Origin of the sequence: Natrarchaeobius oligotrophus, from assembly GCF_003841465.1 — an archaeon.
GTDB classification, from domain to species: domain Archaea; phylum Halobacteriota; class Halobacteria; order Halobacteriales; family Natrialbaceae; genus Natrarchaeobius; species Natrarchaeobius oligotrophus.
This window is the reverse complement of the sequence record NZ_REFZ01000002.1, coordinates 21,404-46,845: the sequence shown is the minus strand read 5'-3', so window position 1 is coordinate 46,845 and position 25,442 is coordinate 21,404. Positions and strand designations below refer to the sequence as shown.

General features: G+C 63.1%; 24 protein-coding genes and 3 pseudogenes. 16 read left to right on the top strand and 11 right to left on the bottom strand.

The window, feature by feature from the left end; genetic code table 11:
* Window positions 1–74: 74 nt before the first annotated feature.
* The 3 genes from EA472_RS03010 to EA472_RS03000 form a co-directional block, all read right to left on the bottom strand.
* On the bottom strand, window positions 75–497 hold the full coding sequence (locus EA472_RS03010) for a hypothetical protein (protein ID WP_124190031.1): 423 nt from the start codon (window positions 495–497) through the stop codon (window positions 75–77).
* Window positions 494–1,369 (bottom strand): ParA family protein, encoded by an 876-nt coding sequence (locus EA472_RS03005; RefSeq protein ID WP_124190030.1) that lies wholly within the window; start codon window positions 1,367–1,369, stop codon window positions 494–496. The genes EA472_RS03010 and EA472_RS03005 overlap by 4 nt, the downstream gene beginning before the upstream one ends.
* Window positions 1,370–1,907: 538 nt before the next feature.
* A complete protein-coding gene (locus EA472_RS03000; protein WP_243637765.1) occupies window positions 1,908–2,351 on the bottom strand; it encodes a helix-turn-helix transcriptional regulator in 444 nt (147 codons plus the stop codon).
* Window positions 2,352–2,496: 145 nt separating this feature from the next.
* On the opposite strand from EA472_RS03000, the gene EA472_RS02995 reads away from it, so the two are divergent.
* From EA472_RS02995 to EA472_RS02985, 3 genes are all read left to right on the top strand, one after another.
* On the top strand, window positions 2,497–3,051 hold the full coding sequence (locus EA472_RS02995) for a hypothetical protein (protein ID WP_124190028.1): 555 nt from the start codon (window positions 2,497–2,499) through the stop codon (window positions 3,049–3,051).
* 145 nt (window positions 3,052–3,196) lie between these two features.
* The gene (locus tag EA472_RS02990; protein ID WP_124190027.1) at window positions 3,197–3,538 is read left to right on the top strand and encodes a hypothetical protein; all 342 of its coding nucleotides are present in this window, start codon (window positions 3,197–3,199) and stop codon (window positions 3,536–3,538) included.
* Between the two features lie 87 nt (window positions 3,539–3,625).
* Entirely contained in the window at window positions 3,626–3,871 is a 246-nt protein-coding gene (locus EA472_RS02985; protein WP_124190026.1) for a hypothetical protein, read from the top strand.
* A gap of 300 nt (window positions 3,872–4,171) precedes the next feature.
* On the opposite strand, the pseudogene EA472_RS02980 reads toward EA472_RS02985, so the two are convergent.
* From EA472_RS02980 to EA472_RS02965, 4 genes and pseudogenes are all read right to left on the bottom strand, one after another.
* Window positions 4,172–5,523: pseudogene (locus EA472_RS02980) on the bottom strand (FAD-dependent oxidoreductase).
* Between the two features lie 172 nt (window positions 5,524–5,695).
* Window positions 5,696–5,959, bottom strand: a complete 264-nt coding sequence (locus EA472_RS02975; RefSeq protein ID WP_124190025.1) for a HalOD1 output domain-containing protein — start codon at window positions 5,957–5,959, stop codon at window positions 5,696–5,698.
* A gap of 3 nt (window positions 5,960–5,962) precedes the next feature.
* Window positions 5,963–6,571 (bottom strand): DsrE/DsrF/DrsH-like family protein, encoded by a 609-nt coding sequence (locus EA472_RS02970; protein ID WP_124190024.1) that lies wholly within the window; start codon window positions 6,569–6,571, stop codon window positions 5,963–5,965.
* A gap of 1 nt (window position 6,572) precedes the next feature.
* Window positions 6,573–6,818: a sulfurtransferase TusA family protein gene (locus EA472_RS02965; RefSeq protein ID WP_124190023.1), complete on the bottom strand. Its 246-nt coding sequence runs from the start codon at window positions 6,816–6,818 to the stop codon at window positions 6,573–6,575.
* A 245-nt stretch (window positions 6,819–7,063) separates the two neighbouring features.
* Between EA472_RS02965 and EA472_RS02960 the strand changes: the two genes are divergently transcribed.
* The 3 genes from EA472_RS02960 to EA472_RS02950 are packed head-to-tail and all read left to right on the top strand — an operon-like array spanning window position 7,064 to window position 9,293.
* The gene (locus EA472_RS02960; RefSeq protein WP_124190404.1) at window positions 7,064–8,257 is read left to right on the top strand and encodes an MBL fold metallo-hydrolase; all 1,194 of its coding nucleotides are present in this window, start codon (window positions 7,064–7,066) and stop codon (window positions 8,255–8,257) included.
* A gap of 15 nt (window positions 8,258–8,272) precedes the next feature.
* On the top strand, window positions 8,273–8,830 hold the full coding sequence (locus EA472_RS02955) for a YeeE/YedE family protein (protein ID WP_124190022.1): 558 nt from the start codon (window positions 8,273–8,275) through the stop codon (window positions 8,828–8,830).
* Between the two features lies 1 nt (window position 8,831).
* On the top strand, window positions 8,832–9,293 hold the full coding sequence (locus EA472_RS02950) for a YeeE/YedE family protein (RefSeq protein ID WP_207891115.1): 462 nt from the start codon (window positions 8,832–8,834) through the stop codon (window positions 9,291–9,293).
* 251 nt (window positions 9,294–9,544) lie between these two features.
* Here the strand turns inward: EA472_RS02950 and EA472_RS02945 are convergent, their stop codons facing one another.
* Complete coding sequence (locus EA472_RS02945) at window positions 9,545–10,384, bottom strand: universal stress protein (RefSeq protein WP_124190021.1); 840 nt, start codon at window positions 10,382–10,384, stop codon at window positions 9,545–9,547.
* 415 nt (window positions 10,385–10,799) lie between these two features.
* Between EA472_RS02945 and EA472_RS22345 the strand changes: the two genes are divergently transcribed.
* The 8 genes and pseudogenes from EA472_RS22345 (at window position 10,800) to glmS (ending at window position 20,122) form a co-directional block, all read left to right on the top strand.
* Complete coding sequence (locus EA472_RS22345; RefSeq protein ID WP_165874798.1) at window positions 10,800–10,949, top strand: DUF7512 family protein; 150 nt, start codon at window positions 10,800–10,802, stop codon at window positions 10,947–10,949.
* 1 nt (window position 10,950) lies between these two features.
* Complete coding sequence (locus EA472_RS02940) at window positions 10,951–11,973, top strand: sulfite exporter TauE/SafE family protein (RefSeq protein WP_124190020.1); 1,023 nt, start codon at window positions 10,951–10,953, stop codon at window positions 11,971–11,973.
* A 72-nt stretch (window positions 11,974–12,045) separates the two neighbouring features.
* A complete protein-coding gene (locus EA472_RS02935) occupies window positions 12,046–13,896 on the top strand; it encodes a cation:proton antiporter domain-containing protein (protein ID WP_124190402.1) in 1,851 nt (616 codons plus the stop codon).
* Between the two features lie 164 nt (window positions 13,897–14,060).
* Window positions 14,061–14,471, top strand: a complete 411-nt coding sequence (locus EA472_RS02930; RefSeq protein WP_124190019.1) for a helix-turn-helix domain-containing protein — start codon at window positions 14,061–14,063, stop codon at window positions 14,469–14,471.
* Between the two features lie 8 nt (window positions 14,472–14,479).
* Window positions 14,480–15,280 (top strand): annotated as a pseudogene (locus tag EA472_RS02925) (M20 family metallopeptidase); the annotation flags it as partial.
* Between the two features lie 2 nt (window positions 15,281–15,282).
* Window positions 15,283–16,842, top strand: a pseudogene (locus EA472_RS23375) (transposase); the annotation flags it as partial.
* Between the two features lie 305 nt (window positions 16,843–17,147).
* Window positions 17,148–18,332: a sugar phosphate nucleotidyltransferase gene (locus EA472_RS02915; RefSeq protein ID WP_124190017.1), complete on the top strand. Its 1,185-nt coding sequence runs from the start codon at window positions 17,148–17,150 to the stop codon at window positions 18,330–18,332.
* Window positions 18,332–20,122, top strand: coding sequence for a glutamine--fructose-6-phosphate transaminase (isomerizing) (gene glmS, locus EA472_RS02910; protein ID WP_124190016.1), 1,791 nt, complete (start codon window positions 18,332–18,334; stop codon window positions 20,120–20,122). The genes EA472_RS02915 and glmS overlap by 1 nt, the downstream gene beginning before the upstream one ends.
* Window positions 20,123–20,131: 9 nt before the next feature.
* Here glmS and EA472_RS02905 read toward each other — a convergent pair whose 3' ends face one another.
* From EA472_RS02905 to EA472_RS02895, 3 genes are read right to left on the bottom strand one after another with little or no spacing between them, the layout of a single operon-like run.
* Window positions 20,132–21,022, bottom strand: a complete 891-nt coding sequence (locus tag EA472_RS02905; protein WP_124190015.1) for a hypothetical protein — start codon at window positions 21,020–21,022, stop codon at window positions 20,132–20,134.
* Window positions 21,019–21,705, bottom strand: a complete 687-nt coding sequence (locus tag EA472_RS02900; RefSeq protein WP_124190014.1) for a hypothetical protein — start codon at window positions 21,703–21,705, stop codon at window positions 21,019–21,021. The genes EA472_RS02905 and EA472_RS02900 overlap by 4 nt, the downstream gene beginning before the upstream one ends.
* Window positions 21,702–23,240 (bottom strand): DUF58 domain-containing protein, encoded by a 1,539-nt coding sequence (locus EA472_RS02895; RefSeq protein WP_124190013.1) that lies wholly within the window; start codon window positions 23,238–23,240, stop codon window positions 21,702–21,704. The genes EA472_RS02900 and EA472_RS02895 overlap by 4 nt, the downstream gene beginning before the upstream one ends.
* A 170-nt stretch (window positions 23,241–23,410) precedes the next feature.
* Here EA472_RS02895 and EA472_RS02890 point away from each other — a divergent pair, with 170 nt between their 5' ends.
* Together EA472_RS02890 and EA472_RS02885 are read left to right on the top strand one after the other, a co-directional pair.
* Window positions 23,411–24,226 carry an ABC transporter ATP-binding protein gene (locus tag EA472_RS02890; protein ID WP_124190012.1) on the top strand — a complete coding sequence of 272 codons (816 nt, stop codon included), beginning with the start codon at window positions 23,411–23,413 and terminating at the stop codon, window positions 24,224–24,226.
* Window positions 24,223–25,440 (top strand): FtsX-like permease family protein, encoded by a 1,218-nt coding sequence (locus EA472_RS02885; protein ID WP_124190011.1) that lies wholly within the window; start codon window positions 24,223–24,225, stop codon window positions 25,438–25,440. The genes EA472_RS02890 and EA472_RS02885 overlap by 4 nt, the downstream gene beginning before the upstream one ends.
* Window positions 25,441–25,442: the final 2 nt, after the last annotated feature.

The window sequence follows — 25,442 nt, the reverse complement described above, 5'->3', positions numbered from 1 at the left end:
ATTCACCTCGAGATCGATCCTGAACCACACGAGACCGCGGCTGCCAACGGGTTCGGAGATTTCGAAATCGAACGTCAGTCGTCGAACGTAATTCCGTATCCCCACTCCTCGAGTTGATCTTCGACCTCGTCGAGGTGGTCGACGCCGACTTTCACGAGCGCCTCGCGGAGGTCCGTCAGCGAAACGTCGTCGTCGAACCTGTCCTCGAGTTCACGGAGTGCGTCGCGTTCGGCCGTCTTCGTTTCCTCGTGGAGAAACAGCGGGACGCGGTCGCGGCCGTCCTGGACGCCGTCCCGGCGGTACTTGTACGGGATCTGAATTCCGCCTCCGGAACTCGATCGGTCGGTTCGCGTCGTCTCGGTCACGTCCTCCGCGTCATCCGCGTCGTTCGAGCGATCGGAGTCGTCGGACGACGACTCCCGGCTCTCGGTGGATTCGACCGGAGCGGGGTCGTCGGCGAACGGATTCTCACCGGCACCCTCTTTCATGCCGGTCATGCGGAGGCCACCTCGTACTCGAGTTCGCCCGGCTCCGGCGGGTTCGGCGCCTCGAGTCCGACCGTCTGCTCGAGGTGGCGGGCGATCCGATCGAACTGCGCGAGCGTCTCGAGTTCGTAGTCGCGAGTTCGGTCGCGGTGCTCGCGGACGTAGGTGAACGCCGAGCACTGTTGCATCCAGCAGCCCTCCATCAGCGAGGCGCGTTCGCCGATCACCTCGGGGACCGGATACTCGATCTCGTCGAGGATCGTCCGCTGATCGCGGGTGTTCTTGAAGCCGATCGGGATCGCCGCGAGGACGCCGACCTCGACGTCGAGTTGGTCCTCGAGTCCGGCGACGAGCGACTCGAGACCTTCGACTGCGGCTCGTCCTTTCGCGCTCGGTTCGACGGGGATCGCCAGCGACCGGGTGGCGTGGATCGCGTTGTAGAGGTGGGGGCCTTCCGTCGCGGGCGGATCACAGATGAGCACGTCGTACGTTTCCGGAACGCCCGCCTCCCGCAGGACCCGCAGCAACTGCGCGTGCATGCCGAACGCCTCGCCCATCGCTTCGGCCTGATCTTTCTCGCGCTGGAGGTACTCGGTGAGATCCGAGAGCATGTTGTGTTCCGGAACGATGTCGACGCCTTCGACGGATCGAACGAGGTCGTCGAACTCGCCTTTGGGCCGGCGGATCATGTGCCGGACCAGGTTGTCGACCGGCTCCGTCCGCTGGTCGTCGACGCCGAACAGCCGCGACAGGTCGCCGTCCTGGGGGTCGAGCGGAACCACCAGCGGCTTGAGGCCCGCTCGAGCGTGTGCGACGGCCAGATTGGCCGCCGTCGTCGTTTTTCCGACACCGCCCGCCTCGCTGTACGTCGAGTACGCTAACATACGAACTCCATGAAGGTCATCCACCTTGAAAGTTCGTAAGACACATTCAGTGGAGTATATAATTTGTTGTGTCACCGAACAGGATTCATGAATACACACAATGAACACCATCGATGAACACAACTAATGAACACCATTCAGGAATGGGCTTAGTGAGAGAAATTCAGGAACTATGGTCGCGAGTGTGAGTAATGGGATGATCTCATTCACGGATGAACGTGTGTACATAGAGTGATGAGTGTGAATGATGGATGAGTTGGGTAGATGTAGCGAGGCTGATCAACGGCGGAGATTCAGTACGAGCGTTCGAGAACGAGTGGGACCGACGGAGTGCACCGGTGTACTCAATCGAAGACGTTCACGAACGGGAGCAGTGATCGACATCCACGACGGTTCACGAACAACGCTGGAAGTGGCGTGGCCGATTGAACGACGTGGATGAGGACGGTAGACGACAGCACAAACGGCGAATCGATCACGTCCCGATCGACGGCCGCGTACGGGAGCCGCGCTGAGAAGTGACCGAACGACTAGTCGATCAGTCGGCCGACGCCCCTTCGCTTCGGTCGCTCGGCTCACCGCCAGGATCAGGGCGGGGCATCGCCTCGAGTTCGCGAAGCTCCGGATCCTTCTCGAGTCGGTCGTACTGGCGCGTCCAGGAATCTTCTGGAAAGAGACCGTTGCGGTCGAACAGCTCCCTCGCGTCGTCGGTCAGCTGGTAGAACTTGTACGGGTAGCCCCGCGTGCGCTGGCCGACGGGAACGACGCGTTCCTCGACGACGTTCGCGTTCTTCAAGACGGAGAGATGCCCGCGAATGGTGTCCTTCTGGAGGCTCGGATTCGTCCTGGCGAGTTCGTCGACGCTCGGGGCACCTTTCGGATGACCGACGACGTCGGCGACGATGTTCGCACGGCTCTCTTCGGTCACCACTTGCAGGACGTGCCAGGTGTCGTCACCGTCCAGTTCGGTCGGCGGTCGCATACGCGACTCTACGAGCGCGACCCGCATAAACACTCCGATAGCTGAGGACAGTAATAACAAAAGACATCAGGACGAGAGTCGAGCTACTATTCGGACGGTCCGACGAAAGAACAGGTACAAATTCCGGGAGGTCATCGTTGAATCAATGAGCGACGACGGAACCGCTCCGGAGGGCATCGATACCGACGGACTGGCGCTGACCTACGAGGAACACGAACGGCTGAAGTCGCTCCTGCACGGTAACCGGTTCCGGACGATCGCGTACGCCGAACGACGATACCTCGTACTGGGTGCTGGGGGTGACGGAGACGTCGCCGACAGACGAATGCGCGTGTACGACCGCCTCGAGTCGCGCCCGGACGCGACGGCGTTTCGCCTCGAGGATTTCGAGTTGACGCCGGACGAGCTCGCACTCTGGGCGTCGCTGTACGAACACCTCTGTGACCGTGCGACCCACGTCGTACTCGTCGTCGAAGACTACGAGGGCGGCTACGTCTGGGAGATGGGATACCTGTTTCACGAGAACGTCCGCGGAAAAGTCTGGGTTCTCAAACGCACGTACGACGACGAGAAGACGGAGCGAACCCGCTACGACAACGGGATGGCGGCCTCACACCTCCGCTTGCTCGAAAACGCCGATCGAACCCACCGCTGGCGCGACGGCGACGACCTCGAGCGCGCTCTCGAGCGAGTCCCGTAAGCGAGAGGGAGTGGACGAACGTAGTTCTCACCCCCTGCGTACAGCGCGAACAGCCGGAACAGAGCACGGTTGATAGTCGGGAGAAACCAACGAACGTGATCGTTGCCGGGTACTTGCTTTTACTCATCGCCCACGTTCGGCGAGTATGCACAGCGATCACGAGCGGCGACTCAGAGCCGACCTGGTCGAGGCGATCAGCGCGGTGAATCACAGAACCGCGGTCGACGTCGAGGCGGTGAGCGAGTACCTACTCGAGGAAGATCAGATCAATCGTTACCTCGTCGGTCTTCAGGACGAATGTACGCGAGCGTCGTTCTACTGTACGGCGACGAGATCGATCGTGTACAAATCGATCACGGAAGAGCCGCCGTCTACGCTGGCGGGAACGGTACCTGACGTCGCGAATCGGCGACGACTCCGCGACTGGATCGTCGACCAGGAGTGGTCGTGGATCCACCCGCGCTATCGGTGGCTGCTCGATGGGTAGTCACTAAGCCGGGGAGCGCTCGAGGCGGGACCAAGGGCTGCAAGCACGGCCGGTATACGGATCACCGGACAAGATCGTGAGACGACCATGTCAGACACGACGTCGACGTTTAGTCGGAGACGAACGCTCAGGCTCTCCGGACTGATCGCAACCGGTTCGATGGCAGCACTCGCGGGATGCGGCGACGAGGGCCCCGGTGAAGACGGTGCAAACGATGACGACCAGCTCGATCATCCCGACGAAGCCGGCGATTCGAACGGCGGCGGTGGCGGCCCGATCGACGACGAGGATTCGACGGGAGGTGATCCCGAGCACGACGAAGACGAGGAGTGATGTTCCGCCCCGGTGCTCGGGGGCGAATCGCCTGGCGGAGGATGATAAACTGAATACCGCGATACGTTTTCTACTGCTCTCAGCACCACAATATCGGGATGTGAATATCTACAAACCACTAGAATGCATACAGCACACCTGGAAGACTTTGGGGGCGGACAAACCATCAACGTACGAATATTGGCCAGTTTGTCCACTGATTATAGTGATGATGTCGGTAGTACACCCAACTCGATCGATAGCTGCGTTTACCGATCGAGTCAAGTCGGTGAATCGACCGCACCCATGTGCTAGATCGGCTTACGGATCGAGTTTCTCCGCGAGTACCTTTGCGGCGGTGAGGATTGGATCCCAGACAGGACTGAACGGGGGCGCGTACGCCAGATCGAGGTTCTGGAGCTTGGAGACTGTTAACCCGGTTGTCACGGCGGTCGCGACCGTGTCGATTCGCTTTGTACCATCCTGGCCGGCGAGGCTCGCACCCAGTACGCGTTCGGTTTCCCGATCGGCAACCAACGTTACGGTGAGGTCAGTCGCACCAGGATAGTAGTGGGACCGCGTCGGCACTTCAATCGTCACATGAACCGGGTCGAACCCAGCCTCACGGGCGCGGTCTGGATCGGTCACGCCGGTTCGGCCGCACCGAGGTCGAACGCCTTGACGATCGCAGTGCCGGCCGTCCCGCCGGTCGGTGTCGGGTCGTCTGAGACCGTCGAACCGATCGCTCGGCCGGTTCGGTTCGCAGTCAGCGCCAGCGGGACGTGATCGGGTTCGCCAGTCACGACGTTCGTCGCTTCGGCGCAGTCGCCAGCGGCGTAGACGTCCTCAAAGTTGGTGCGTCCGTACTCGTCGGTCGCGATCGCACCCGTCGGACCGAGTTCGATCTCGGCTGCTTCCGCGAGTTCGACGTTGGGTTTGACCCCGACACCGACGATGACGATATCCGCCGGCACCGCTCCTTCGTCCTCAAGTTCGACCGAGTTGATCGCATCGCCGCCGGCGAACTCCTCGACGGCCGTTTCGAGGTGAAGGTCGACGCCCTGCTCGCAGAGGTGGTCCTCGACGACGCGGGCCGTCTCCTCGCCAAACGGCTGGAGGATGTGCGGGAGCATCTCGAAGATGGAAACATCGACGCCGCGTTCGACGAGTGCCTCGGCCATCTCGACGCCGACGTAGCCGCCGCCGACAATCGTCGCCGACTCCGGATCGATCGCGGTCACGTAATCTTCGATCGCGTCCGCCTCGTCCATGCTACGGAGGGTGAACACGCCCCCCAGGTCGATCCCGTCGAACGGCGGTTCGATCGCACGAGCGCCAGTCGCGAGCAGAAGATCGCCGTAGGGCTGATCGAACCGTTCACCGTTCGCCTCGACGGTGACGGTCTTCGCCTGAGGATCGATTGCGACGACCTCGTGGCCCGTTCGGAGGTCGACGTCGCGCTCTTGGCGGAACTCCTCTGGCGTCACGGCGACGAGATCCTCGAGGTTCTCGACAGTGCCTTTCACGTAGTAGGGCATCCCGCAGGCCGCATACGAGACCCACTCGCCCTTCTCGAAGACGATGACGTCTCGGTCTGGACCCTCGCGCTTTGCCTTGCTCGCGGCGCTCATTCCAGCCGCGTCTCCGCCAACGATGACGAACGGTGCTGTCATAGGCGACGGTACGACCGGGAGCACATGAAGTATTTCGTGGGTAACCCAATATTGGGAACTGCCAGCTAGAGCTACCGAACGGCGGCCTCGATCGGCGGTTCGGTCCGTTGGCGGACCGGGGTCTCTCGATTGGGGACACTCGCGTTCGACCGCGAAAAACTCGCCAGATTCGTTACTCGAGGGTGACGCGGCCGTCCGGGCGGATCGTCACGTCGTACCCGCAGTAGCGAAACGAGACGCTGCCGCGGCGGATGGCGTCGTCGCGTCCGGTCGGTTCGAACAGCCGATCGAGCGCGCTTGCGTCCACGACGTCGCCAAGCGGGGGTTTCAGTTCGGCTGGGTCGGTCCCCTCCGCCTCGGCGATCCGTTCGACGACGCGCAGGCTCGGTTTCGTCTTCGGTTCCGGCGGGTCGTCGTACGGTTCGGATTCGATCATGTGTCAGACCAGTAGCTGGATATCGGACTCGGCCATGTGCTGGAGTGCGGTCGCCGCGCCGACGCCGGTCGTCACGCCGTCGTAGAAGTCGTCCTCGTCGTATTCCATCAACTCGATCGTCATCTGGCAGGCCTGCAGGTCGACGCCCTGGTCGAGCGAGAGTTCGATCAGTTCCTCGATCGTGGCCGTCCCGTTCTCGTCGATTTTCTTCTCCATCATGCGCGTGGCCATCCGGTCCATGCCGGGGATCGCAGCGACGGCGTTCGGGACTGGCATATTCGGGTTGCCGACGGCGCTCAGTTTGAGGTTCTTCGACTTCTCCTCGTGGAGAATGTCGAGTCCCCAGAACGTGTGGAAGACGACGACGTCCCAGCCGAAGGCAGCAGCTGTACTGCCAAGGATTAGCGGCGGATACGCCATGTCGAAACTCCCCTGCGTGGCGACGATAGTCATCTTCTTCTGGTCGTCGCCCGTTTCTGCGTCAGCGATCGACTCCTCGAGTTCGTCGACGCGCTCGCGCAGCGCCTGCAACTCGGCGGCGTCGAACTCCGTCTCGGGGTCGGAGCCAGGATCAGCGTCGGCGTCCGTCGTCGATTGGTTGTCCGTGCTCATGTTACTCCGTTTTCTTGACGTAGTGGGTGTAGAGGTCCCCGTCCTCGACCTGGTCGAGGAGTTCGACCCCGTCGGTGCCATCCGCCCAACCCTGAATGTCGCTCATGCTGCCTGAATCAGTCGCCACGACTTCTAGCACGTCCCCAGCGTCGAGGTCGTCGATCGCCTGCTTGGTCTTGACGATGGGCATTGGGCAGGACTGGCCTTTCACGTCGAGCGTCTTCGTGGTGTCGTATTCCGAACTCATAGGTTATCTCTGTGCTCTGTATTGGAGCTATCACACAATATCGGACGCTCCCATAAAAGGATGTCGATTATTGCACTGTATACGAACATCCGTCTTTTGTGGGATACCTGTATTTGCGTCTGAAATGTACATACACGCGATATCTAAATTATTCACCCCCCTTAACCCCATAGCTGTATTGTATAGTTTAGGAAATACTATGCGAACGCTTAAGACCGCGGAGCCGATACTGAGCAGTGTACAACATGGACGACATGGACTTTCCAACGCCGGATGTCGAAATCGAATCGATGACCCCGGACGGGTTGAAAGGACGCATCGACGCAGGAGAAGACGTCACGCTACTCGACGCGCGGATGGAGTCGGATTACGAGGAGTGGAAGATCGACGGCGAGAACGTCGAGTCGATCAACGTGCCGTACTTCGAGTTCTTAGACGAGGAGATCGACGAGGACGTCCTCGCACAGATCCCGGAGGATCGGGAAGTGACGGTTCTCTGCGCGAAAGGCGGTGCCAGCGAGTTCGTCGCCGGTTCGCTCAAAGAACGCGGCTACGACGTGAACCACCTCGAAGATGGGATGAACGGCTGGGCGCGTATCTACGAGGCCGTCGAGGTCGAGCGCTACGACGGTGCGGGAACGCTGTACCAGTATCAACGCCCCTCGAGCGGTTGCCTGGGCTATCTCGCCGTCGACGGCGACGAGGCGGCCGTCATCGACCCGCTGCGCGCGTTTACGGACCGTTATCTCGAGGACGCGGCAGAACTCGACGTTGACCTAAAATACGCAATCGACACGCACATCCACGCGGACCACATCTCGGGCCTTCGAAACCTCGCCGAGGAGGGCGTCGAAGGCGTCATCCCCGCAGCCGCTGTCGACCGTGGCGTCACCTACGCCGACGAATTGACGCTGGCCGAGGACGGCGACGAGTTCCAGGTCGGCGACGCAACCATCAAAACCGTCTCCACGCCCGGCCACACCTCCGGGATGACCTCGTACCTGATCGACGGCGAACTACTCGCGACCGGCGACGGGCTGTTCGTCGAAAGCGTTGCCCGCCCGGACTTAGAGGAGGGCGACGAGGGCGCCGAAGACGCCGCCAAACAGCTCTACGAGTCCCTACAGGAGCGCGTGCTCTCGCTGCCCGACGAGACCCTCGTCGGCGGCGCCCACTTCAGCGACTCGGCCGATCCCGCCGAAGACGGGACGTACACGGCACCGATCAGCCAGCTCGAGGAGGAGATGGCCGCCCTGACAATAGACGAAGCCGAGTTCGTCGAGTTGATCCTCTCGGACATGCCGCCCCGTCCGGCCAACTACGAGGAGATCATCGCGACGAACCTCGGTCAACAGGAGACCGGCGACGAAGAAGCGTTCGAACTCGAGCTCGGCCCGAACAACTGCGCTGCCAGCCAGGAGTCGCTGGCAGGTGACTAACTCAACCCACGTTGAATGGTAACTGAACTCTTCGCACCCGCGCTGTACGAGACGCTGTTCCCCGTCGGCATCAGCCGGTACGCAGTCGGCGGGCTGCTCGTCGGCCTCGGGGCCGTCGTTATCTACCTCGGCACCGGTATTCCAGCCGGGGCAAGTACGTTCCTCGAGTCGACGCTATCCTACGTCTCGGATCAGTCGCGGTTCCAGCAGTACGTCAGTTCCCGGGACTGGCGGGTCGTCTTCACCCTCGGGATCATCGCCGGCGCGTTCGTCTACGCGCTGACCTTCCAATCGGGACTGGTCTCGAGCGGGCTCTACGAATCGGGGACAACCGGCGAACTGTACGATGTCGGCGGGTTCTCGCTCTGGCTGACCGACGTCCAGCCATGGCGGCTGTTCCTCGGTGGGATCCTGGTCGGCATCGGCACCCGTATCGGCAAGGGCTGTACCTCGGGCCACGGCGTCTGTGGCGTCGGCTCGGCCTCGAAGACGTCGATCGTCGGTGTGGTAACGTTCCTGATCGTCGCGATCGGGACGGCCCAGGTCGTGATGGCACTGGGGGTGAGTCCGTGATATGAGTCGAAATCGACACCCTCTGTTCATGCCGCTGATCTTCGTCGGCGGACTGATTTTCGGCTTCGGCCTCGGCTTCAGCCACATGGCCCGTCCCGAGGTCGTGCTGAACTTCCTGCAGTTCGAGGACTTCGGGTTGCTGTTCGTGATGGGCGGCGCGGCGGTCGTCACCGGGATCGCCTTCGCGCTGGTGCCCCGACTATTCGACCGCGCACCGCTGACGGGCGACACCTACGGCCGACGGCTGAAATCGTTCGATCGCAACGTCCTGATCGGCGGCGCGATCTTCGGCGTCGGCTGGGGCCTGTCTGGGATCTGTCCCGGCGCGGCCTATGCCAGCCTCGGCGTCGGTAACGTCACGATCCTCTGGGCACTCGCCGGCATGTTCGTCGGCGCCTACATCCAGGGCTACTGGCGGAGCCAGCGCGCCGCGTCGGAGACGGCGGCCGCAGGGGCTGACTAACACTTTTACACGTTTCGACCACCGATGGAACTCGCCACGGTACTCCTGTTTGTCCTCGCCGCGCTCTCGAGTCTGTTCATGGCCGGGCCCATTGGTGCTGGTTCGAGCGGCGATTCATAGATCATTGCCGGTTCACCTCCTGACAACAGGTGATGTACTGGCACCGATGGCAGCCGGCGTCGGGTAGACACGATTTCGGGCGTCGACGACGTTTCTGGCGAACGGATTCGAATCTGAAGGAGTGACTGTTCTCACACGCTCGCGGGGGGTACGAGCATCACGTTCCCGTTCGCCTGGGCGACCAGGTCTTCGGAGACGCTCCCGAGCAGGAGGCGTCGAAGTCGGCTGTGTCCCCGCGAACCCACGAGGATCGTCGTCGGTCGATACTCCTCCTCGGCAGCGAGGATCTCGTCTGCCGGGTCGCCTTGCCGAACGTCCGTCCGGGTCTCGATCCCCCAGCCCTCGAGCTGGTCTGCGACTTCGGCGAGGCGGTCTTCGGGATCGTCGTCGGCGAGACCGGGGTCTTTCGGCGTCTGGACGTGCACGAGGGTCGCCTCTTTCGTCGCCCCACGCAGGTACGAGAAGGAGTCGAACGCGTGGTCGGCGTTCTCCGAGAAGTCCGTCGCGAACAGCATCCGGCGGAACAGGTGTTCCCGGAGCACCTCGGGGTCGTCGGCCTCGCGTTCGATCCGGTTGACCAGCAGCGGCGTCACCGTCGTCCGCGCGAGGTTGCGCGCAGTCGACCCGATCACGCGGTTCTCGAGCGGACTCTGCCCGCGCGAACCAACGATCGTCAACGATGCACCGATCGTCTCGCCGATACCGCGGATCCGTCGGTGTGGCGTTCCCCGAACGACGTGGGCTTCGACGTCGAAGCCAGCGTCCTCGATGACGCGGCTGTAGCGCTCGAGAGCTTGCCGTCGGCGTTCCTCGAAGTCGATCCCGGGCATGCCCGCGTGGACGTTCGACGGGACGACCGTCACGAGGTGGATCTCGTCGATGCCGATTCGACCGATGCACGCGAGGCAGGTTTCGCTCTCGATGGTGGCCTCGCTCGCCGCCGACAGATCAGTGGCTACGACCGCTTTCATACGCGGTCTAGGGACGGACGGCATAATATTGTTTGGGTTGTCCAATACCCCTCTGTGGCGATCGGCACCGCTGGGGCGTACTCGTTCGACGGTCAGCGACGGTAGGACCGAGTCGGTCCCGAGTAGTTCAGTGGTACTGATTACCACTGGCACGGTGCGTCGGCGACGATTGGCAGGTGGACCACCCGGAGATGGCTCGAGCGCGCGCCGCGTCTCGAGACCGACACCGAGTGGCAGCTACGACGGCCCTATATCCAAATAACGTATTCAAATATTTCCGTTGGATAGGCGTGGGATTCTCTGCAGTAATATTGTGCAATGATCCCAAAAGCGTTATACCCGGTCATCGGGTAGATGTAGGTGAGCAACAATCCATGATTCGCACACAACTGCAATCGAACTGGAGGGATGACGTGTGATCGACGCGGCAATGGTTCCCGGACCGGTCCAGGCGATCGGGTTCGTCGCCCTCGTGTTCGTTCAGGCAGTCGCACTCTACGCAGGGTACGGCGTACTGGAGCGAACGATCGGGCCCGCCATCATCGAAAAACTCGGAAACGCATAACATGGAGGTACTGGGACTGAGTGTGGCGTATCTGGTGTTATTCGTTAGCTTCGGCTTTATGGTCGGGGTGTTCTTCGGGTTCTTCGGCATGGGCGGCTCGTTCCTCGTGACGCCCGCGCTGTTGATCCTCGAATACCCGGCACCGGTAGCGATCGGTAGTTCGATGGCGTTCGTCTTCGGGACGGCCGTCATCGCGACGATGAAACACCACGACGTCGGCCAGGTAGATTACAAGTTGGGGGCGCTGATGTTCGTCGGGATCGCCCTCGGGATCGAGGCGGGAAAGATGCTCGTCTACGGACTCGAGGCGATCGGACAGGCCGAGGTCGTCGTCGGCACCGCGTACGTGGTGTTGCTGGCGGTGATCGGCGTGCTGTTCCTTCGGAGCGCGATCAATCAGTCGTCGGACGACGGTGACGAACCGCAGAGTGGCGACGACATTCCGGAGATTGCAAAGAAGATCAAATCCTACAACATCCCACCGATGGTGACGCTGACCGACGGGAGCAAGGCGTCGATGTGGACGATCTCCGGTGTCGGTGGCGGCGTCGGGGTCGTCTCCGGCTTCCTCGGCGTCGGTGGTGGTTTCATCCGTATGCCCGCCATATACTACCTCATCGGCGTGCCACTCGCTGCAGCCGTCGGGACGAGCCTCTTCGGTGCCCTCATGTCCGGTGCCGTCGGGACGTTCACCTACGGGTTAGACGGCGTCGTGGACTTCGGCGTCGTGACGGCGCTGCTTGCTGGCAGCGCCCTCGGTGCCCGGATCGGATCCGGAGCCACGGCCTACGTCGACGAAGACGACGTGACGATCTACTTCGGTATCATGCTGTTGCTCGCGAGTCTCGCCGTCGGTCTCGGCGAACTCGCGAACTGGCTCGCGATGCCGATCCTCGACACCGCGAGTTTCGTCTTGCTCGTCGGTTCGTCGGCGTTCGTCACGACCGTTATCTTCTACTACGGTGCACAGGCAGTTCGAACGAAAGACGTGGGTCCATCGGCGACCGCAGGAGGACACGAGTAACGTGGGTCACAGGCCAGAACTGATGAACACGACCGATCGTTCCCCCGAATCCGACGACGGTGGTCACCCGTGATACTCGTCACTATCGTCGCGATCATCCTCGCTCTCGGCGTCGCCTCCCGCGTGCTCGCCGATCGATTCCGCATCCCGAGCGTGCTCTTCCTGATCTTCGCCGGGATCGCCATCGGCCCCGAAGTCTTCGGAATCGTCTCGAGTGAGACGTTCGGTGGCGGGCTCTCGGCGATGGTCGGCGTCAGCGTGGCGATCATCCTCTTCGAGGGGGGCTATCACCTTCGTCTCGAGAAACTCCGGGAGAGTCCCACCGCCCTCACCAGGCTCGTCACGGTCGGCGCGGTGATCACGTGGCTTGGAACGGCCGCCGCGGTCGTCGCGTTCCTCGAGACCAGCCTCGAGGTCGGCCTGCTGGTCGGCGCGCTGTTGATCGCGACTGGCCCGACGGTGATCGGCCCCATCCTGCAGGTCGTCACCGTCCGCGATCACGTGGCCTCGGTCCTCGAGGGCGAAGGTGTGATCAACGACGTGACCGCGGCGATTCTCGTCGTCGTCGTCTTCGAGGTGCTGATCGCCGGCGACGGGAGTATCACTCACCTCGTGGCCGATTTCGCCTGGCGACTGCTCGTCGGCCTCGCCGTCGGTGGGACCGTCGCAACGGCAATCTGGTTCATCCTCAATCGGGGCAACTCGCGGCCGTGTTCAGCGCCGCTGCACGCACGATTGATCGTCCTCGCAGGGATCGTCGTCGCCTACGGTGGGGCCGAATTCCTGGCCAGCGAGACGGGCATCGCCGCGGCCGCGATGGCCGGCTTCGCCCTCGGGAACGTCGATCTCCCGTACCACGAGGAAGTGATCGACTTCCTCGACGACGTTTCCGTGGTCGTCCTCTCGTTCGTCTTTGTCGCCCTGGCGGCACTGATCGACTTCCAGGACATCATGGCCCTCGGCCTGGCCGGCATCGCCATCGTCGTCGCGATCACGATGGTGCTCCGGCCGGCCGTGATCTACCTTTCCACGACCGGCGCGCGGTTTACGCGCAACGAGCGGCTCTTCCTCAGTGCGGTCGGCCCGCGCGGGATCATCCCCGCCAGCGTCGCCACGCTGTTCGCCGTCGAGTTGCAGGCGCTCGGCCGACCCCAGGAGGCCCAGTTGCTCGCCGGGACGGTCTTTCTCATCATCTTCGCGACGGTCGTTCTCCAGGCCGGCCTCGCACGACAGATCGCGGACGTACTCGAGGTATCACCAATGCGCACGATAATCGTCGGCGGGGGACGGGTCGGCCTGTCTCTCGCAGAACGGCTCGAACAGGACGGAGAGAACGTACTACTGATCGATTTCGATCCCGATGCGGTCGAGAAAGCCCGCAAACGCGGTCTCACCGCGCTTGAGGGCGACGGCACCGATGCCGACGTTCTCGAGCAGGCGGGCGCTGACGACGCGAAGACGGTCATTGCAACCACGCCCGACGACGACGTCAACCTGCTGGTCTGCCAGCTCGCGAAGACGACATACGACGTCGAGAGCGTCGCCTCTCGGGTCAACCAGCCTGACAACGTCGACGCGTTCGAATCGCTCGGCGTCCACGCAATCGACCTCTCGATGGCGACCGCGTGGTCGCTCGAGAACGTCCTCGAGCGTCCGTCGCTGTCGGCGTGGATGAACGAACTCGGCCGCACCGGCGACGTCCAGGAGATCGAGGTGACGGCCACGGACCTCGTCGGGAAGACGATCGCCGACCTCAACGCGGAGATTCCCGACGGTGTCATCGTCGGGTTGCTCACCCACCGGAACGGCGCGACGGAAGTTCCGACAGGCGATCACGAACTCCGGGAGGGTGACCGTGTGACGTTTCTCGGCCAGACCGACGCCGTCGATCGCGCCGTCAAGCGGTTCCACCCACACGACTGAAATGAAAGGCGTACCGATACACCGATGCAGACACTGTTCATATCGCGGTCGCACCCGAAATAACTGCCTGTGTTGGAAGCGTCAGTCAGCGTCCTCGTCGCTCGCCAAACTAGTATTGTACGATACGCACAAATCTTATGCCAGCGCGCCGCTTACGTTCGAGTATGACTAGGCAGTCGTCGATAACCGATCAACTGGAACGTGATATTGCCTGTGAAGGGCTGCTCGAATGCTTACACGGGCTCAAACCACTCGACAGGGATTGCTACCGCGTGATGGTCGAGAGCAACGACCCGCTCACCATCGACGAGGTTGCACACCGGATCGACCGCGAACGCTCGACCGCGTACCGCTCGATCCAGCGGTTGCTGGGACGTGGCCTGCTCGAAAAAGAACAGATCAACTATGATCAGGGCGGCTACTATCACGTCTACTCCCCGACTGATCCCGAGCAGATTGCGACTGGTATGCGACGCCAACTCAATGACTGGTACGCGAAGATGGGCCAGCTCGTCCAGGAGTTCGAGGACAAATACGACTCCATCGACGAACCGACGCCGGATGAGGCGTTCTGACTGACTCCATGTCCAGTCGCGAACGTCCGCCCGAAATTCCTCGGGAACGGCTGGTTGAAACGACGCTCGACCTCGTCTCCTTCGATACGTCGAACCCGCCAGGTGATACCCGCGAAATCGTCGACTGGATCGAATCGGCACTCACCGACCTCGGTCTCGAAACCGAACGGGTGGCGACCGATCCGACGAAACCGAACCTGCTTGCGACGCTCCCCGGCGAACGATCGACGACGCTGCTTTACAGCGGACATCTCGATACGGTCCCGTACGATCCCGACGGCTGGTCGTACGACCCGCTCGGCGAGCGCATCGATAATCGCCTCTACGGGAGAGGGACGACGGACATGAAAGGCGGAGTTGCCGCAATGCTCGAACTCGCCCGCACTTACGTCGTGGCCGACCGACGCCCGCCCGTGACGCTCGCGTTCGCGTTCGTCAGCGACGAAGAAGTGGCCGGCGACGCCGGATTACAGGCGGTACTCGATGCAGGCCGACTCACGGCCGATGCCTGCGTGATCGGCGAACCGACCGGTCCACTGAATGCCCCGTCGATCACCGTCGCCGACAAGGGTAGCCTCTGGTTGACGCTCGAAGCTACCGGTGAGGCGGCCCACGGTTCACGGCCGATGCTCGGCACTAATGCGATTGATACGCTCTGGGACGCCCTCGAGACGATTCGGGCACGACTCACAGACTATCCCATCACAGTCCCCGCGCCGGTCGACCCGATTCTCGAGGAGTCGATCGACTACTACGGAGAGTCAATGAACGAGGACACAGCCCGACGCCTGTTCGATCAGCCGACAATGGCCGACTCTACATTTACCAGACGGTCTATGACTTCACCCAGAGCAAACTCGCAGATCGCCTTGCGAATCGCCCAGCACTTCTGAAAGGCTTCGGAATGACCAGGCCACCGGCTTAACAGAACATCTCGTACGTCTGGTGCCAGTTCAGTGCTCAGACAAAAACCACGCTTGAGGCCGCTGCACGGGGAATACTCTTGGAAGCCCACGATCAGGGCCTCATCACCGACGTATTGCTTCCACCACAACCCGATGAAAACGATATCGAGGAGACTGAAGATCGGTCAACAGCGACACGTGAGTACGTACACGACCATGGCAGCAAGGTCGTTGAACTCGCTCGTCGCCACGGCTTCGTCGAGTTCGACTCTGGAAGGGCAGGAAACAGGATCTAAGAGGATGAACAGATTCTCGATCTGTTCGCCAACGCATGTCTGACACAAGGAAGTGCCCACTCAGAAGGTGAAGCTGGCTGGTTCCTCGACGAGAACGACGTCTGTGATGATTCAACGTTTCTGCGAGTGATCAAGCAGTTCTCGATGCCAGCCGATCAAGACCTTCCACAGCCACTCCAAGAGTACAGTATCGAGGATATCGTCGCCTTCACTGAGGAATTCCGTGAGACTCTGATGGATTCGTTCGACGCTGCAACCGAGAACGTTCTCAGCACGATCCGCCACGAGGATCCGTTCGACGACCGCCACGTGACAGCAGCTATTGACTTTACACACGTCCCGTACCACGTCTGGCCGTGGATCGACAAGGAAAGGCAAATTCCGAAGGCAGACTATTCACCGATGGTCAGCGGGTACAAAGACAATGGCGAAATCAAGCACGGGTATACGTTTGCGACGCTCACGATCGTCGGGAACGATATCCCGATCATCCTGGGTATCGAACCAGTCAAAGAACGCTCTGCGTGGGAACCAGAAGATGCTCCAGCCGATTCGAAGGCGGACGTAGTTGATAGACTACTGGAGACTGCCCAGTAGTACGTCGATCTCGACGAAGTGCTCCTCGATCGAGGATTCTACAGTAACGAGGTATACGCAACGATTCACGACCGCGGGCTTGTGTACATGACGCCAGTGCCAAAGTATGAAGACGATTACGAGGCGATCGGGAAAATCAAGAGCAAAGAAGGAGTTGACGCCGCTGTCAAGCATGATGTCCCGTTCGCTATCAATGGTGAACTCCACCACACCACCGGATTCCTGTACGTGCCAGCAACTGACGAGGGGGCAGACGGCAATTACGCCGTATTCGTGACCAACCGTGACCACGTCGCTCCCGACGAGATCAGGCACGTCACCAACAGCTACAGCCGACGCTGGGACATCGAAAACCAGTACAAGTCGGTGAAGGCATTTCTCCCGAAGACGTCCTCGAAGGACTACCGTGTGCGGTTGTTCAGCTTCACGTTCGCAGCCCTGCTGTATAACCTCTGGCGACTCACAGATTATCTGGTGAAAGTCGGGATGGGCCGTGATATTCGCTCCCCACCGGTCGTGACCGCCAAGACGTTCGTCCGGGCGGTCGGACGATATCTTCGCGAGGGCGGCTGAAGCTGCGATCACGCTCCACAGGCAGCTCGTGGAGAGCCGCAGCACTCGTACTCTCCGCGAGATCTTGCGTGTTGTGTTGTCGTTCACTGTCTATTACCGGTCGTCAGCGAACTACACCTGCCGATCCGGGCGCAAATGACTCAAATCGAGTGACTTGCCGTCCGATCTCGTTTGTAACGGTGGTAGATCCCGAAAACGTGCAGCACGGAACGACCGTGGTACGATGCGCATCCCGGGCTCGCGATCGAATCGACCGGAGGTCGGGCCGGAAAACCCTATAAGTAGCTGTGCTCGAATGACCCACCATGGATTCGATCTCCGCCGTCGTCCTCGCAGCCGGTGAGGGAACGCGGTTGCGGCCACTGACCCGCCATCGGCCGAAACCGTTGCTGCCGGCGGCGACGACCCCGATTCTCGAGCGCGTCTTCGATCAGCTCATCGACGTCGGGGTGACGGACATCACCGTCGTCGTCGGCTACGGAAAGAACCGGGTTCAGGCGTACTTCGGTCCGACGTATCGGAACGTTCCATTGACGTACGCAATCCAGGAGCAACAACTCGGAAGCGGACACGCACTTCTCGAAGCCGAGTCTGCAGTCGACGGAACGATACTGGTCGTCAACGGCGACCAACTCGTCGCGAAACGCATCATCAGCGACGTCCTCGAGGGTCACACCGAAACAGCCACAGCGACGGTCGGGGTTCTCAACAATCGCGACGTCGAGGAGTACGGCGGCGTCCTCCTCGAGAACGGCGACGTCACCGACGTCACCGAAAATCCCGAAACGGACGGAAATCATCGGTTGAACGCCGGTGTGTACGTCTTCGAGCCGGAGATCTTCGACGCGATCCGTTCGGTCGGAGCGCGTGCGGGCGAACAGTCGCTACCGGATGGAATCACGGAGTTACTCCGGTCCGACGCGATCGTTCGCGGCGTCGTCTCGGACGGGCTCTGGGTGGACGCGACGTATCCGTGGGACCTGCTCGACGTCTCGTTCGACCTCTTCGAGAGCGGGCTCGTCGACGGACGTCGACGGGAAAGTGTGGCGACCTCGGCGACGGTTCACGAGTCCGCAGTCGTCCGCGAACCGGTCATCATCGCACCGGACTGTGAAATCGGCCCGGGGGCCGTCGTCGGACCGTACGCGTGTCTGGGAGAGAACGTAACGGTCGAATCGAACGCCGTCGTCGAACGGAGCGTCGTCGACATGGACGCGCGAATCGGCCCGAACGCGACGGTGGTCGAGTCCGTCACCGGCGTCGGAGTCGTCGTCGGAGCCGGGACGACGATTCCTGGCGGACCCGGCGACGTTCGGGTGGGTGACCGCGTCTTTCAGGACGAGCGCCTCGGCGCGTTGCTGGCCGACCGCGTCCACGACAGGGGCGCGAACACGTACGTTCCGGGAACGATCGTCGGGCCCGATTCGAACGTGTCCGCCGGTACGACGGTTCGAGGAACCCTACCCGAGGAAACCGAGGTACGAACGTAATGTGCGGAATCATCGGCTACACCGGAACGGACGAGAGCGTCGTCGACGTTCTCATGACCGGGCTCTCGGGGCTCGAGTACCGGGGCTACGACTCCGCGGGCCTCGCCGTCTCGAACTCGTCGCTCGCGATCCACAAGCGAGAGGGGGAAGTGACCGCGCTCGAAGCCGCAATCGCCGACGAGCGACTCGAGGGAACGTCCGGAATCGGACACACGCGCTGGAGCACACACGGCCCACCGTCGGACGAGAACGCACACCCCCACACCGATTGCGTCGATTCGATCGCGGTCGTTCACAACGGAATCATCGAGAACTACCGGACGCTTCGATCGGAACTCGAGGCCGACGGACACGAGTTCGACAGCGAAACGGACACGGAGGTCATTCCGCACCTGATCAAAGCCGCGCGCGCGGAAGGCGCCGGTTGCGAGGAAGCATTTCGGCAAGCGATCCGACGGCTGGAAGGGAGCTACGCCGTCGCGGCCGTCTTCAGCGGCGGCGAAACGGTCTACGCCGCCCGTCACGAGTCGCCGCTCATCCTGGGAATCGGCGACGAGGGCTACTACCTCGCGAGCGACGCTCCGGCGTTCATCGAGTACACCGACCGCGTCGTCTACCTCGAGGACGGGCAGTTCGCCCGCGTGGATCCGACGGGGTACGTCGTCACGGATCCGCGCGGTGCGGTCGTCGACACGGCCGTGGAGACGATCGAGTGGGATCCCGAAGACGCCGGCAAGAGCGGCTACGACCACTACATGCTCAAGGAAATCCACGAGCAACCGAACGCGATTCGAAAGTGCCTCCGCGAACGCGTCACCGAGATGGACGCGACCGTCTCCGTCTCGGAGTTAGACGAACTGGACCACGACGGGCCGGTGCAGTTCGTCGCTTGCGGAACGTCGTATCACGCGTCGCTGTACGGGGCGCGACTGCTACGCGAGCAGGGAATCCGCGCGCAGTGTTTCCTGGCGAGCGAATACGACACCGAGATGCAACCCGTCGGAGGCGACACGCTCGTAATCGGGGTCACTCAGAGCGGGGAGACGGCGGATACGATGAACGCATTGCGGGCGGCGAACCGTGCCGGTGCGACGACGCTCGCACTCACGAACGGCGTCGGCAGTTCGGCCGCACGGGAGTGCGATTACGTGATGTACATCCGGGCCGGTCCCGAGATCGGCGTCGCCGCGACGAAGACGTTCGCGAGCCAACAGGTATCGCTCGCGCTGCTTACGGGCGTCCTCTCGGGACAGTACTCGAGCCAGGAGATCAGACGACTGCGAGATTTACCCGACCAGCTTCAGCGAGTGCTGGACGAGTCGAACGCACGGACGGTCGCGGAAGCCTACGCGGACGCGGAGGCGTACTTCTTCATCGGACGCGGGTACGACGCGCCAGTTGCTCTCGAGGGCGCGTTGAAGATGAAAGAGATCACGTACAAACACGCCGAAGGGTTCGCCGCCGGCGAGCTCAAACACGGCCCGCTCGCGCTCGTAACCGAGAACACCCCCGTGTTCGCGACGATCACCGGCGACGCGAACGCGTCCAAGACGCTCGGAAACGTCAAAGAAGTCGAGGCGAGGAACGCGCCGGTCGTGGCGGTGACCGATTCGTCCTCCGACGTCGCCCAGTACGCGGATCACGTTCTCGAGGTTCCCGCGGCGGGTCCCCGATTCACGCCGATCCTGGCCAACGTCCAGTTACAGCTGGTATCGTACTGGGTCGCGAACGGGCTCGGTCGGTCGATCGACAAGCCCCGAAATCTGGCGAAAAGCGTCACCGTGGAGTGACCGGATCGATCAGCCGGATCGGGTTTCGAAGCGGCACGTGACGAGCCAGTCAGCCCGTTCCCCGCCGGGCGCGACCTCGAGTCGAACCGGGCGCTCGAGACCGACCGCGAGACCGACCGCGAGAAACGCCGGAATCGGGTGATCGAACCGATCGAGCGATCCGAACGCAGTATTTTCGACGGCGACGGTAACGCGACCACCGGCTGGATCGACGTCCGGGTCCGCGCTCGCGGCGAGTTCGAACTGTTCGACCAGTCCGTCACAGAGTTGCGCGGCGATCGTGGTCGGCGTCGCACCGAGTTCGCCCGGCAATCCCGCTTCGAACTCCGCGAGCAAGGGAGCGCCCGTCGACTCGAGGAGAACGCCGCGTCGCGGCTCCGACAAGACGAACGGTCCGTCGGTCGTCGCTCGACGATCGGCGACGGAGTCGAGGTCGGGATCGCTCGAGGACGGCACGTACAGTCGCGCACGTCCGTCGCCGTCCGGAAGATAGAGACGATCGTCACGCAGCCCGAGTTCGTCGACGATCTGGGCCCCATTGGTCGCGTGTGCGGCGTAGATACGATCGCCGACATCGGCCGAGACGAACCGCCCCGGCGTGAGGAAGTAGGTGACCGCCGCGGCGAACACCCCCGTCATCCCGAGGGTGATCAACACCTCCCGAACCGAGGGGGCGAGAGCGCCCAACGCGAGCGCGAGGAGACCGACGACGGCGAGCGCGGCGGCCGTCTTTCGATACCGGGACCGCCTGGATCGGGCGTAGGCCTCCCGGAGGCGACGGTTCTCCGCTGCGAGTAGCTTCGCCCGCGTCGCGTCGTCGATTTCGTCAGCGGCGTTCGATTCCGTCGGTGACAGATCCGCGTCGGCGTCGGTCGGCTCGATCGTCGTCTCGTTGGTCATAACTCCGTCTCGGAAGGCGTCGTCTCGGTCGTCTCGTGATTCGAATCGGGAACGAGCTCGAGCGCGACGAGTTCGTACCGATGGAGGACGTAGCTCGCGCCGAAAAGCGACAGAAGCGTTACGGCGGCGGCGATCGGAAGCGAGCGGTCGGAGACGCCCCAGGCGATCGCGCCGCTGCCGATAACCGCGCACAGCGCAACGAACACCTCGGGGAAGGAGGCTCGAGCGGCACCGACGCCGACGACACAGAGCGTGACGAAACCGGTTATCACGATCGCGACGTCGATACCGCTCCCGAAGTCACCGGCGACGAGTACGACTAACAGCACGTGGCCGACGGCGAGCGCATAAGGGACGCCGAGGGCGTACCAGACGATGGCCGTCGTGATTCCCGCGAGAGCCCCCGGTGGACCGAACGCGACGGTGAAACAGCCGACGACGACGAGAGCCGCGGCCGTCTCCAGCCGGTCACGCACCCAGGCGAAGATCGACGCGCCGACCGTCGATCCGACGTCCGCACCACCGTCTTCGATCGCATTCCTGCGGTTTTCGTTCGCGTGCTCCCGGCCACTGCCCGAGCGGTCACGGTCTGCGTTCGAGTGACCACGATCGTCACTCGTGCCCCCGTGGTCGTCGCTCGAGTCAGCCCAGTCACTGCTCGAGTTGCCGCGATCGCCGATCATCGCTCACCCTCCGCGACGGCTGCTCGCCGGCGCTCGCGTCCCGCCGCGAGCAGGGTCGCGATCCGATCGTCCGGCGCGACCTCGAGTGCGGTGACGCCGTCGAGTCCATCCAGGTGGCGTCGGAACTCCTCGAAGGCGAGGTACGACTCGTACGCGGCCTCGAGATCGGACAACTCGCCGGGTTCGAACAGGACGGTCGGCGCGAGTAACACCAGCAGTTCTCGATCGCGTTCGCGAGCGATTCGAATCGCGTCGCGCAGTTCCCTCGGACTGGCGTCGTCGGTACACAGGATGAGCCACGGGCTGGATCGTCGATCCTCGAGCGTCGACCGAACGGCCGCCGCAAGCGGATCGCCGTCGGTGCGCTCGCGATACCGTCGCCGATCCGCGTAAAACGGACGGAGGGTTCGACCAAACGCGTCCCGTTCTCCGCCGTCGAGCGTACGGACCGCTTCGGATGCGGGCGTTGGCTCGAACCGCAGTGTGGCACTCGCTGTACCCACCAGCGACGCGGACGGTAATCGCTCCCGTTTCGATCGCGGGGACGAAGCCTCCGGACCGATCGATCGCGACGGTTCGCCGGCGGTCGGCTCGAGGTCGAAGAGTCGGGTTCGAATCCGGCGGTACTGCGCCGGCTCCGTCGAAAGTGACACGCGTTCGGTGATGCCCTCTTCGCCGACCGTGACCAGGGCGAGCGGATCCCCCAGCTCGCGAGCACTCCGGACGATCGTGAGGGCGACGTCACGGAGGTAGTCGAGTTTCGTCTCGTCGGTCGGTCCCGTCCCGAGGGGGTCGCGGTGGTCGACGAGCAACACGGTCGGTCGATCGGTTTCGGATTCGTACTCTCGAACGTGGGGCGTCGACAGACGCGCGGTCGCGTTCCAGTCGATCCTGGCGACCGTGTCGCCGGGGACGTACTCGCGGAGTTCCGCCGGCGTCAGTCCCGATCCGGTCCGGCCGGAGTCGTGTCGCCCCTGTACGACCGACGCACGGTCGCCGCCGGCGCCGACGTGGACGGTTCGGGGACCGCGTGGCTCGACCGTGATCGTCGGCGTCGAACCGGCCGGAATCGATTCGGTGAACCAGCCGTCCGTCGCCGTCACGGTCGCGGGTTCGAACGGCTGTCGGCCGACGACGGGACAGGTGACGGTCACCGTCCTGGTGGCTCGCGTCTCGCCGGGCTCGAGCGCGAATTCGAGTTCGTCGGCGGTGGACTCCGTCGTGTCGGCAACCGTCACGCCGGTCGGCAACCCCGGCGAGAGTTCGAGCGCGAGCGGCGACGGCTCGAGCGAGGCGACGATCGTCACGTCGATCGAGTCGTCCCGACGAACGCTCGCGGTCGTCGGCGACTGCTCGACGGTCAGCGTGTCGTTCACCCCGGTGACGGCTCGAACGAACCGATACTGTCGTCCGACGAGGAACGCGCCGATAGTCGCCGTCGCGCCGAGTAAGATGGGCTGGTCGAACAGAACGGCGAGGGCGGCCAGGAGTACCGCGAGGAGGCCGCTTTCCAACGATCGGCGCGTCGGACGCATATTCCAGATGAGTCACGGGGCCGTGTTGAACTTACTGGTTACGAGCAGCGACGTCCGTCGATCGGACGCGAGTGCCCACAGTCTCCGACCGAAGCCGTCGCTCGGGCGGACGATCCGAGCGCCACTGTCAAACCGGGAATGTTACTTTGCTGTAGCCGTCTGTCATCCGTATGGCTGGTCCCGCGAGCGCGAATCGAGCGTCCCCTCCACCGGTCGCGAGCGCGACAGACGTGACGAAAGTGTTCATCCGCGGCTCCGAGCCCGGCCGAATCGGTCGACTCCTCGGCCGATCGGCTCCGCCCACAGTGACCGCGGTCGACGACGTCTCGATCGAAATCGAAACGGGCGAAATCGTCGGCCTGTCCGGCCCGAGCGGGAGCGGGAAGTCGACGCTGCTCCACCTCCTCGCCGGTCTCGAGGTACCGACGGAGGGAACGGTTCGATTCCAGGGACGCGACGTCGCGTCGCTGTCGAACCGACAGCGAACCCGACTCAGACTCGAGCACGTCGGCATCGTCTTTCAACACTTTCACTTGCTCGAGTCGCTTTCGGCGCGGGCGAACGTCGCGCTGCCGCTGGTCGAACTGGGCGTCGGACGACGGACGCGACGCCAGCGGGCCGAAACGTTGCTCGAGCGCGTCGGCCTCGGGGATCGAACCGGACACCGACCGGGTGAACTCAGCGGGGGCGAACAGCAACGGGTGGCGATCGCACGGGCGCTCGTCACCGATCCGACGCTCGTCGTCGCCGACGAACCGACGGGGGAGCTGGACACCGACACCGGCCGGCGGGTGCTCGAGGAGTTCGAGCGCGCGACCGACGACCGGGCGATCGTGCTGGCCTCCCACGACGAGGAGACGCTGGCGATCTCGGATCGGGTAGTGAAACTCCACGACGGCCGCGTCGTCGACGATCCACGGCCGGACGAGAAAGGCGTCGTCGACCACCGCAGCGGTGAACGGACCGTCGCCGAGTTCCACGAATGAGCATTCGAACGCGTTTGACGCGGATTGTCGGCTTCCTGTCGGTGGGCGTCCGCCGAACGGTCGCTCGAGCGACGGCGACGGATCGACAGCGCGTTCAGTTCACCGTCCTCGGGGTCGCTGCGACGATCGCACTGCTGGTCGTCGTGACCGGAATCGGCGTCGGGCTCGCCACCGGAACGACGGTGTACGACGACGACGTGGACTACTGGATCGTTCCGGAGACGGACGGGGAGCGCTCGCTGCTTGTCGCAACCGACCAGCCGCAGTTCGGATCCGTTCACGAAACCAACGATCGGATTCGGAGCTACGAGGGCGTCGACGTTACGTCGCCGGTGCTGGCGGAAGTGTTGCGGATCGAACGCGACGATCGATCCGAATTCGTCCTCGTCGTCGGCGTCGTCAACGCTCCCGGCCTGGAGAGCGTCGCGGGCGTCTCGACCGACGCGCTTAGCCACGACGACCCGCACTACGCGAACGGAACCTACGACGGCGAGTGGACGGGCGAGGTCGTCCTCTCGAGCGGCGCAGCCGGATTACTCGACGCCGAGCGAGGCGACGAGATCGCGATCGAGGGGGAAGAGCGGTTCGCGGTCCACGACGTCGACGAGGGCTCGAGCGCCGGCGGCAACGTCCCTGTCGCGGTCGTTCAGTTGAGCGAGCTACAGACGCTGACCGGCGCCAGCGAACACGATCAGGCCGACCAGTTCGTCGTGGGGACGACGACGCCGGCGGTGCGGGACGACCTCGAAGGGGTGTATCCGACTTCCGAGGTACTCACGCGCGGCGAACTGACGGCGACGCAGGTCGCGGATTCGGATCTCTCGCTCGCGCTCGCGCTGACCGCACTCGTCGTCGCGATCTCCATCGGGACGCTGTTCGTGCTGACGACGACCGGCCTGGAGATCGTCGCCGACCGAAATCAACTCGCGACCATGTCAACACTCGGAATCACAACCCGAAGTCAGCTCACGCTGACGGGCGTCCAGACGGTGATCGTGACCGCGATCGGCGGGCTCGTCGGCTCGGTCGGTGGGTTGGGAGTGATCCGGGTGGTCAACGAGATCGCGACGAGGACGGTGACGACCGAACCGATCGCCGTCTCTCACTATCTGTTCGTCGTCTACGGGACGGTCGTCGCCCTGGCGGTCGGAATGCTCTCGCTCCCGTACGTCATGCTGTTGACCAGGCACGTGACCGGAGGTGTCCCGGAATGAAC

What these genes read in the sequence shown, in the direction of transcription:
- EA472_RS03005 (WP_124190030.1), bottom strand. Translation starts at nt 1,369, where the DNA reads ATGTTAGCGTACTCGACGTACAGCGAGGCGGGCGGTGTCGGAAAAACG.
- EA472_RS02975 (WP_124190025.1), bottom strand. Translation starts at nt 5,959, where the DNA reads ATGATCGAATCCGAACCGTACGACGACCCGCCGGAACCGAAGACGAAA.
- EA472_RS02900 (WP_124190014.1), bottom strand. Translation starts at nt 21,705, where the DNA reads ATGATCGGCGATCGCGGCAACTCGAGCAGTGACTGGGCTGACTCGAGC.
- EA472_RS02885 (WP_124190011.1), top strand. Translation starts at nt 24,223, where the DNA reads ATGAGCATTCGAACGCGTTTGACGCGGATTGTCGGCTTCCTGTCGGTG.
- glmS (WP_124190016.1), top strand. Translation starts at nt 18,332, where the DNA reads ATGTGCGGAATCATCGGCTACACCGGAACGGACGAGAGCGTCGTCGAC.
- EA472_RS02985 (WP_124190026.1), top strand. Translation starts at nt 3,626, where the DNA reads ATGTCAGACACGACGTCGACGTTTAGTCGGAGACGAACGCTCAGGCTC.
- EA472_RS02960 (WP_124190404.1), top strand. Translation starts at nt 7,064, where the DNA reads ATGGACGACATGGACTTTCCAACGCCGGATGTCGAAATCGAATCGATG.
- EA472_RS02905 (WP_124190015.1), bottom strand. Translation starts at nt 21,022, where the DNA reads ATGACCAACGAGACGACGATCGAGCCGACCGACGCCGACGCGGATCTG.
- EA472_RS02945 (WP_124190021.1), bottom strand. Translation starts at nt 10,384, where the DNA reads ATGAAAGCGGTCGTAGCCACTGATCTGTCGGCGGCGAGCGAGGCCACC.
- EA472_RS03000 (WP_243637765.1), bottom strand. Translation starts at nt 2,351, where the DNA reads ATGCGACCGCCGACCGAACTGGACGGTGACGACACCTGGCACGTCCTG.
- EA472_RS02940 (WP_124190020.1), top strand. Translation starts at nt 10,951, where the DNA reads ATGGAGGTACTGGGACTGAGTGTGGCGTATCTGGTGTTATTCGTTAGC.
- EA472_RS02950 (WP_207891115.1), top strand. Translation starts at nt 8,832, where the DNA reads ATGAGTCGAAATCGACACCCTCTGTTCATGCCGCTGATCTTCGTCGGC.
- EA472_RS02970 (WP_124190024.1), bottom strand. Translation starts at nt 6,571, where the DNA reads ATGAGCACGGACAACCAATCGACGACGGACGCCGACGCTGATCCTGGC.
- EA472_RS02895 (WP_124190013.1), bottom strand. Translation starts at nt 23,240, where the DNA reads ATGCGTCCGACGCGCCGATCGTTGGAAAGCGGCCTCCTCGCGGTACTC.
- EA472_RS02955 (WP_124190022.1), top strand. Translation starts at nt 8,273, where the DNA reads ATGGTAACTGAACTCTTCGCACCCGCGCTGTACGAGACGCTGTTCCCC.
- EA472_RS02890 (WP_124190012.1), top strand. Translation starts at nt 23,411, where the DNA reads ATGGCTGGTCCCGCGAGCGCGAATCGAGCGTCCCCTCCACCGGTCGCG.
- EA472_RS02965 (WP_124190023.1), bottom strand. Translation starts at nt 6,818, where the DNA reads ATGAGTTCGGAATACGACACCACGAAGACGCTCGACGTGAAAGGCCAG.
- EA472_RS02915 (WP_124190017.1), top strand. Translation starts at nt 17,148, where the DNA reads ATGGATTCGATCTCCGCCGTCGTCCTCGCAGCCGGTGAGGGAACGCGG.
- EA472_RS03010 (WP_124190031.1), bottom strand. Translation starts at nt 497, where the DNA reads ATGACCGGCATGAAAGAGGGTGCCGGTGAGAATCCGTTCGCCGACGAC.
- EA472_RS02995 (WP_124190028.1), top strand. Translation starts at nt 2,497, where the DNA reads ATGAGCGACGACGGAACCGCTCCGGAGGGCATCGATACCGACGGACTG.
- EA472_RS02990 (WP_124190027.1), top strand. Translation starts at nt 3,197, where the DNA reads ATGCACAGCGATCACGAGCGGCGACTCAGAGCCGACCTGGTCGAGGCG.
- EA472_RS02930 (WP_124190019.1), top strand. Translation starts at nt 14,061, where the DNA reads ATGACTAGGCAGTCGTCGATAACCGATCAACTGGAACGTGATATTGCC.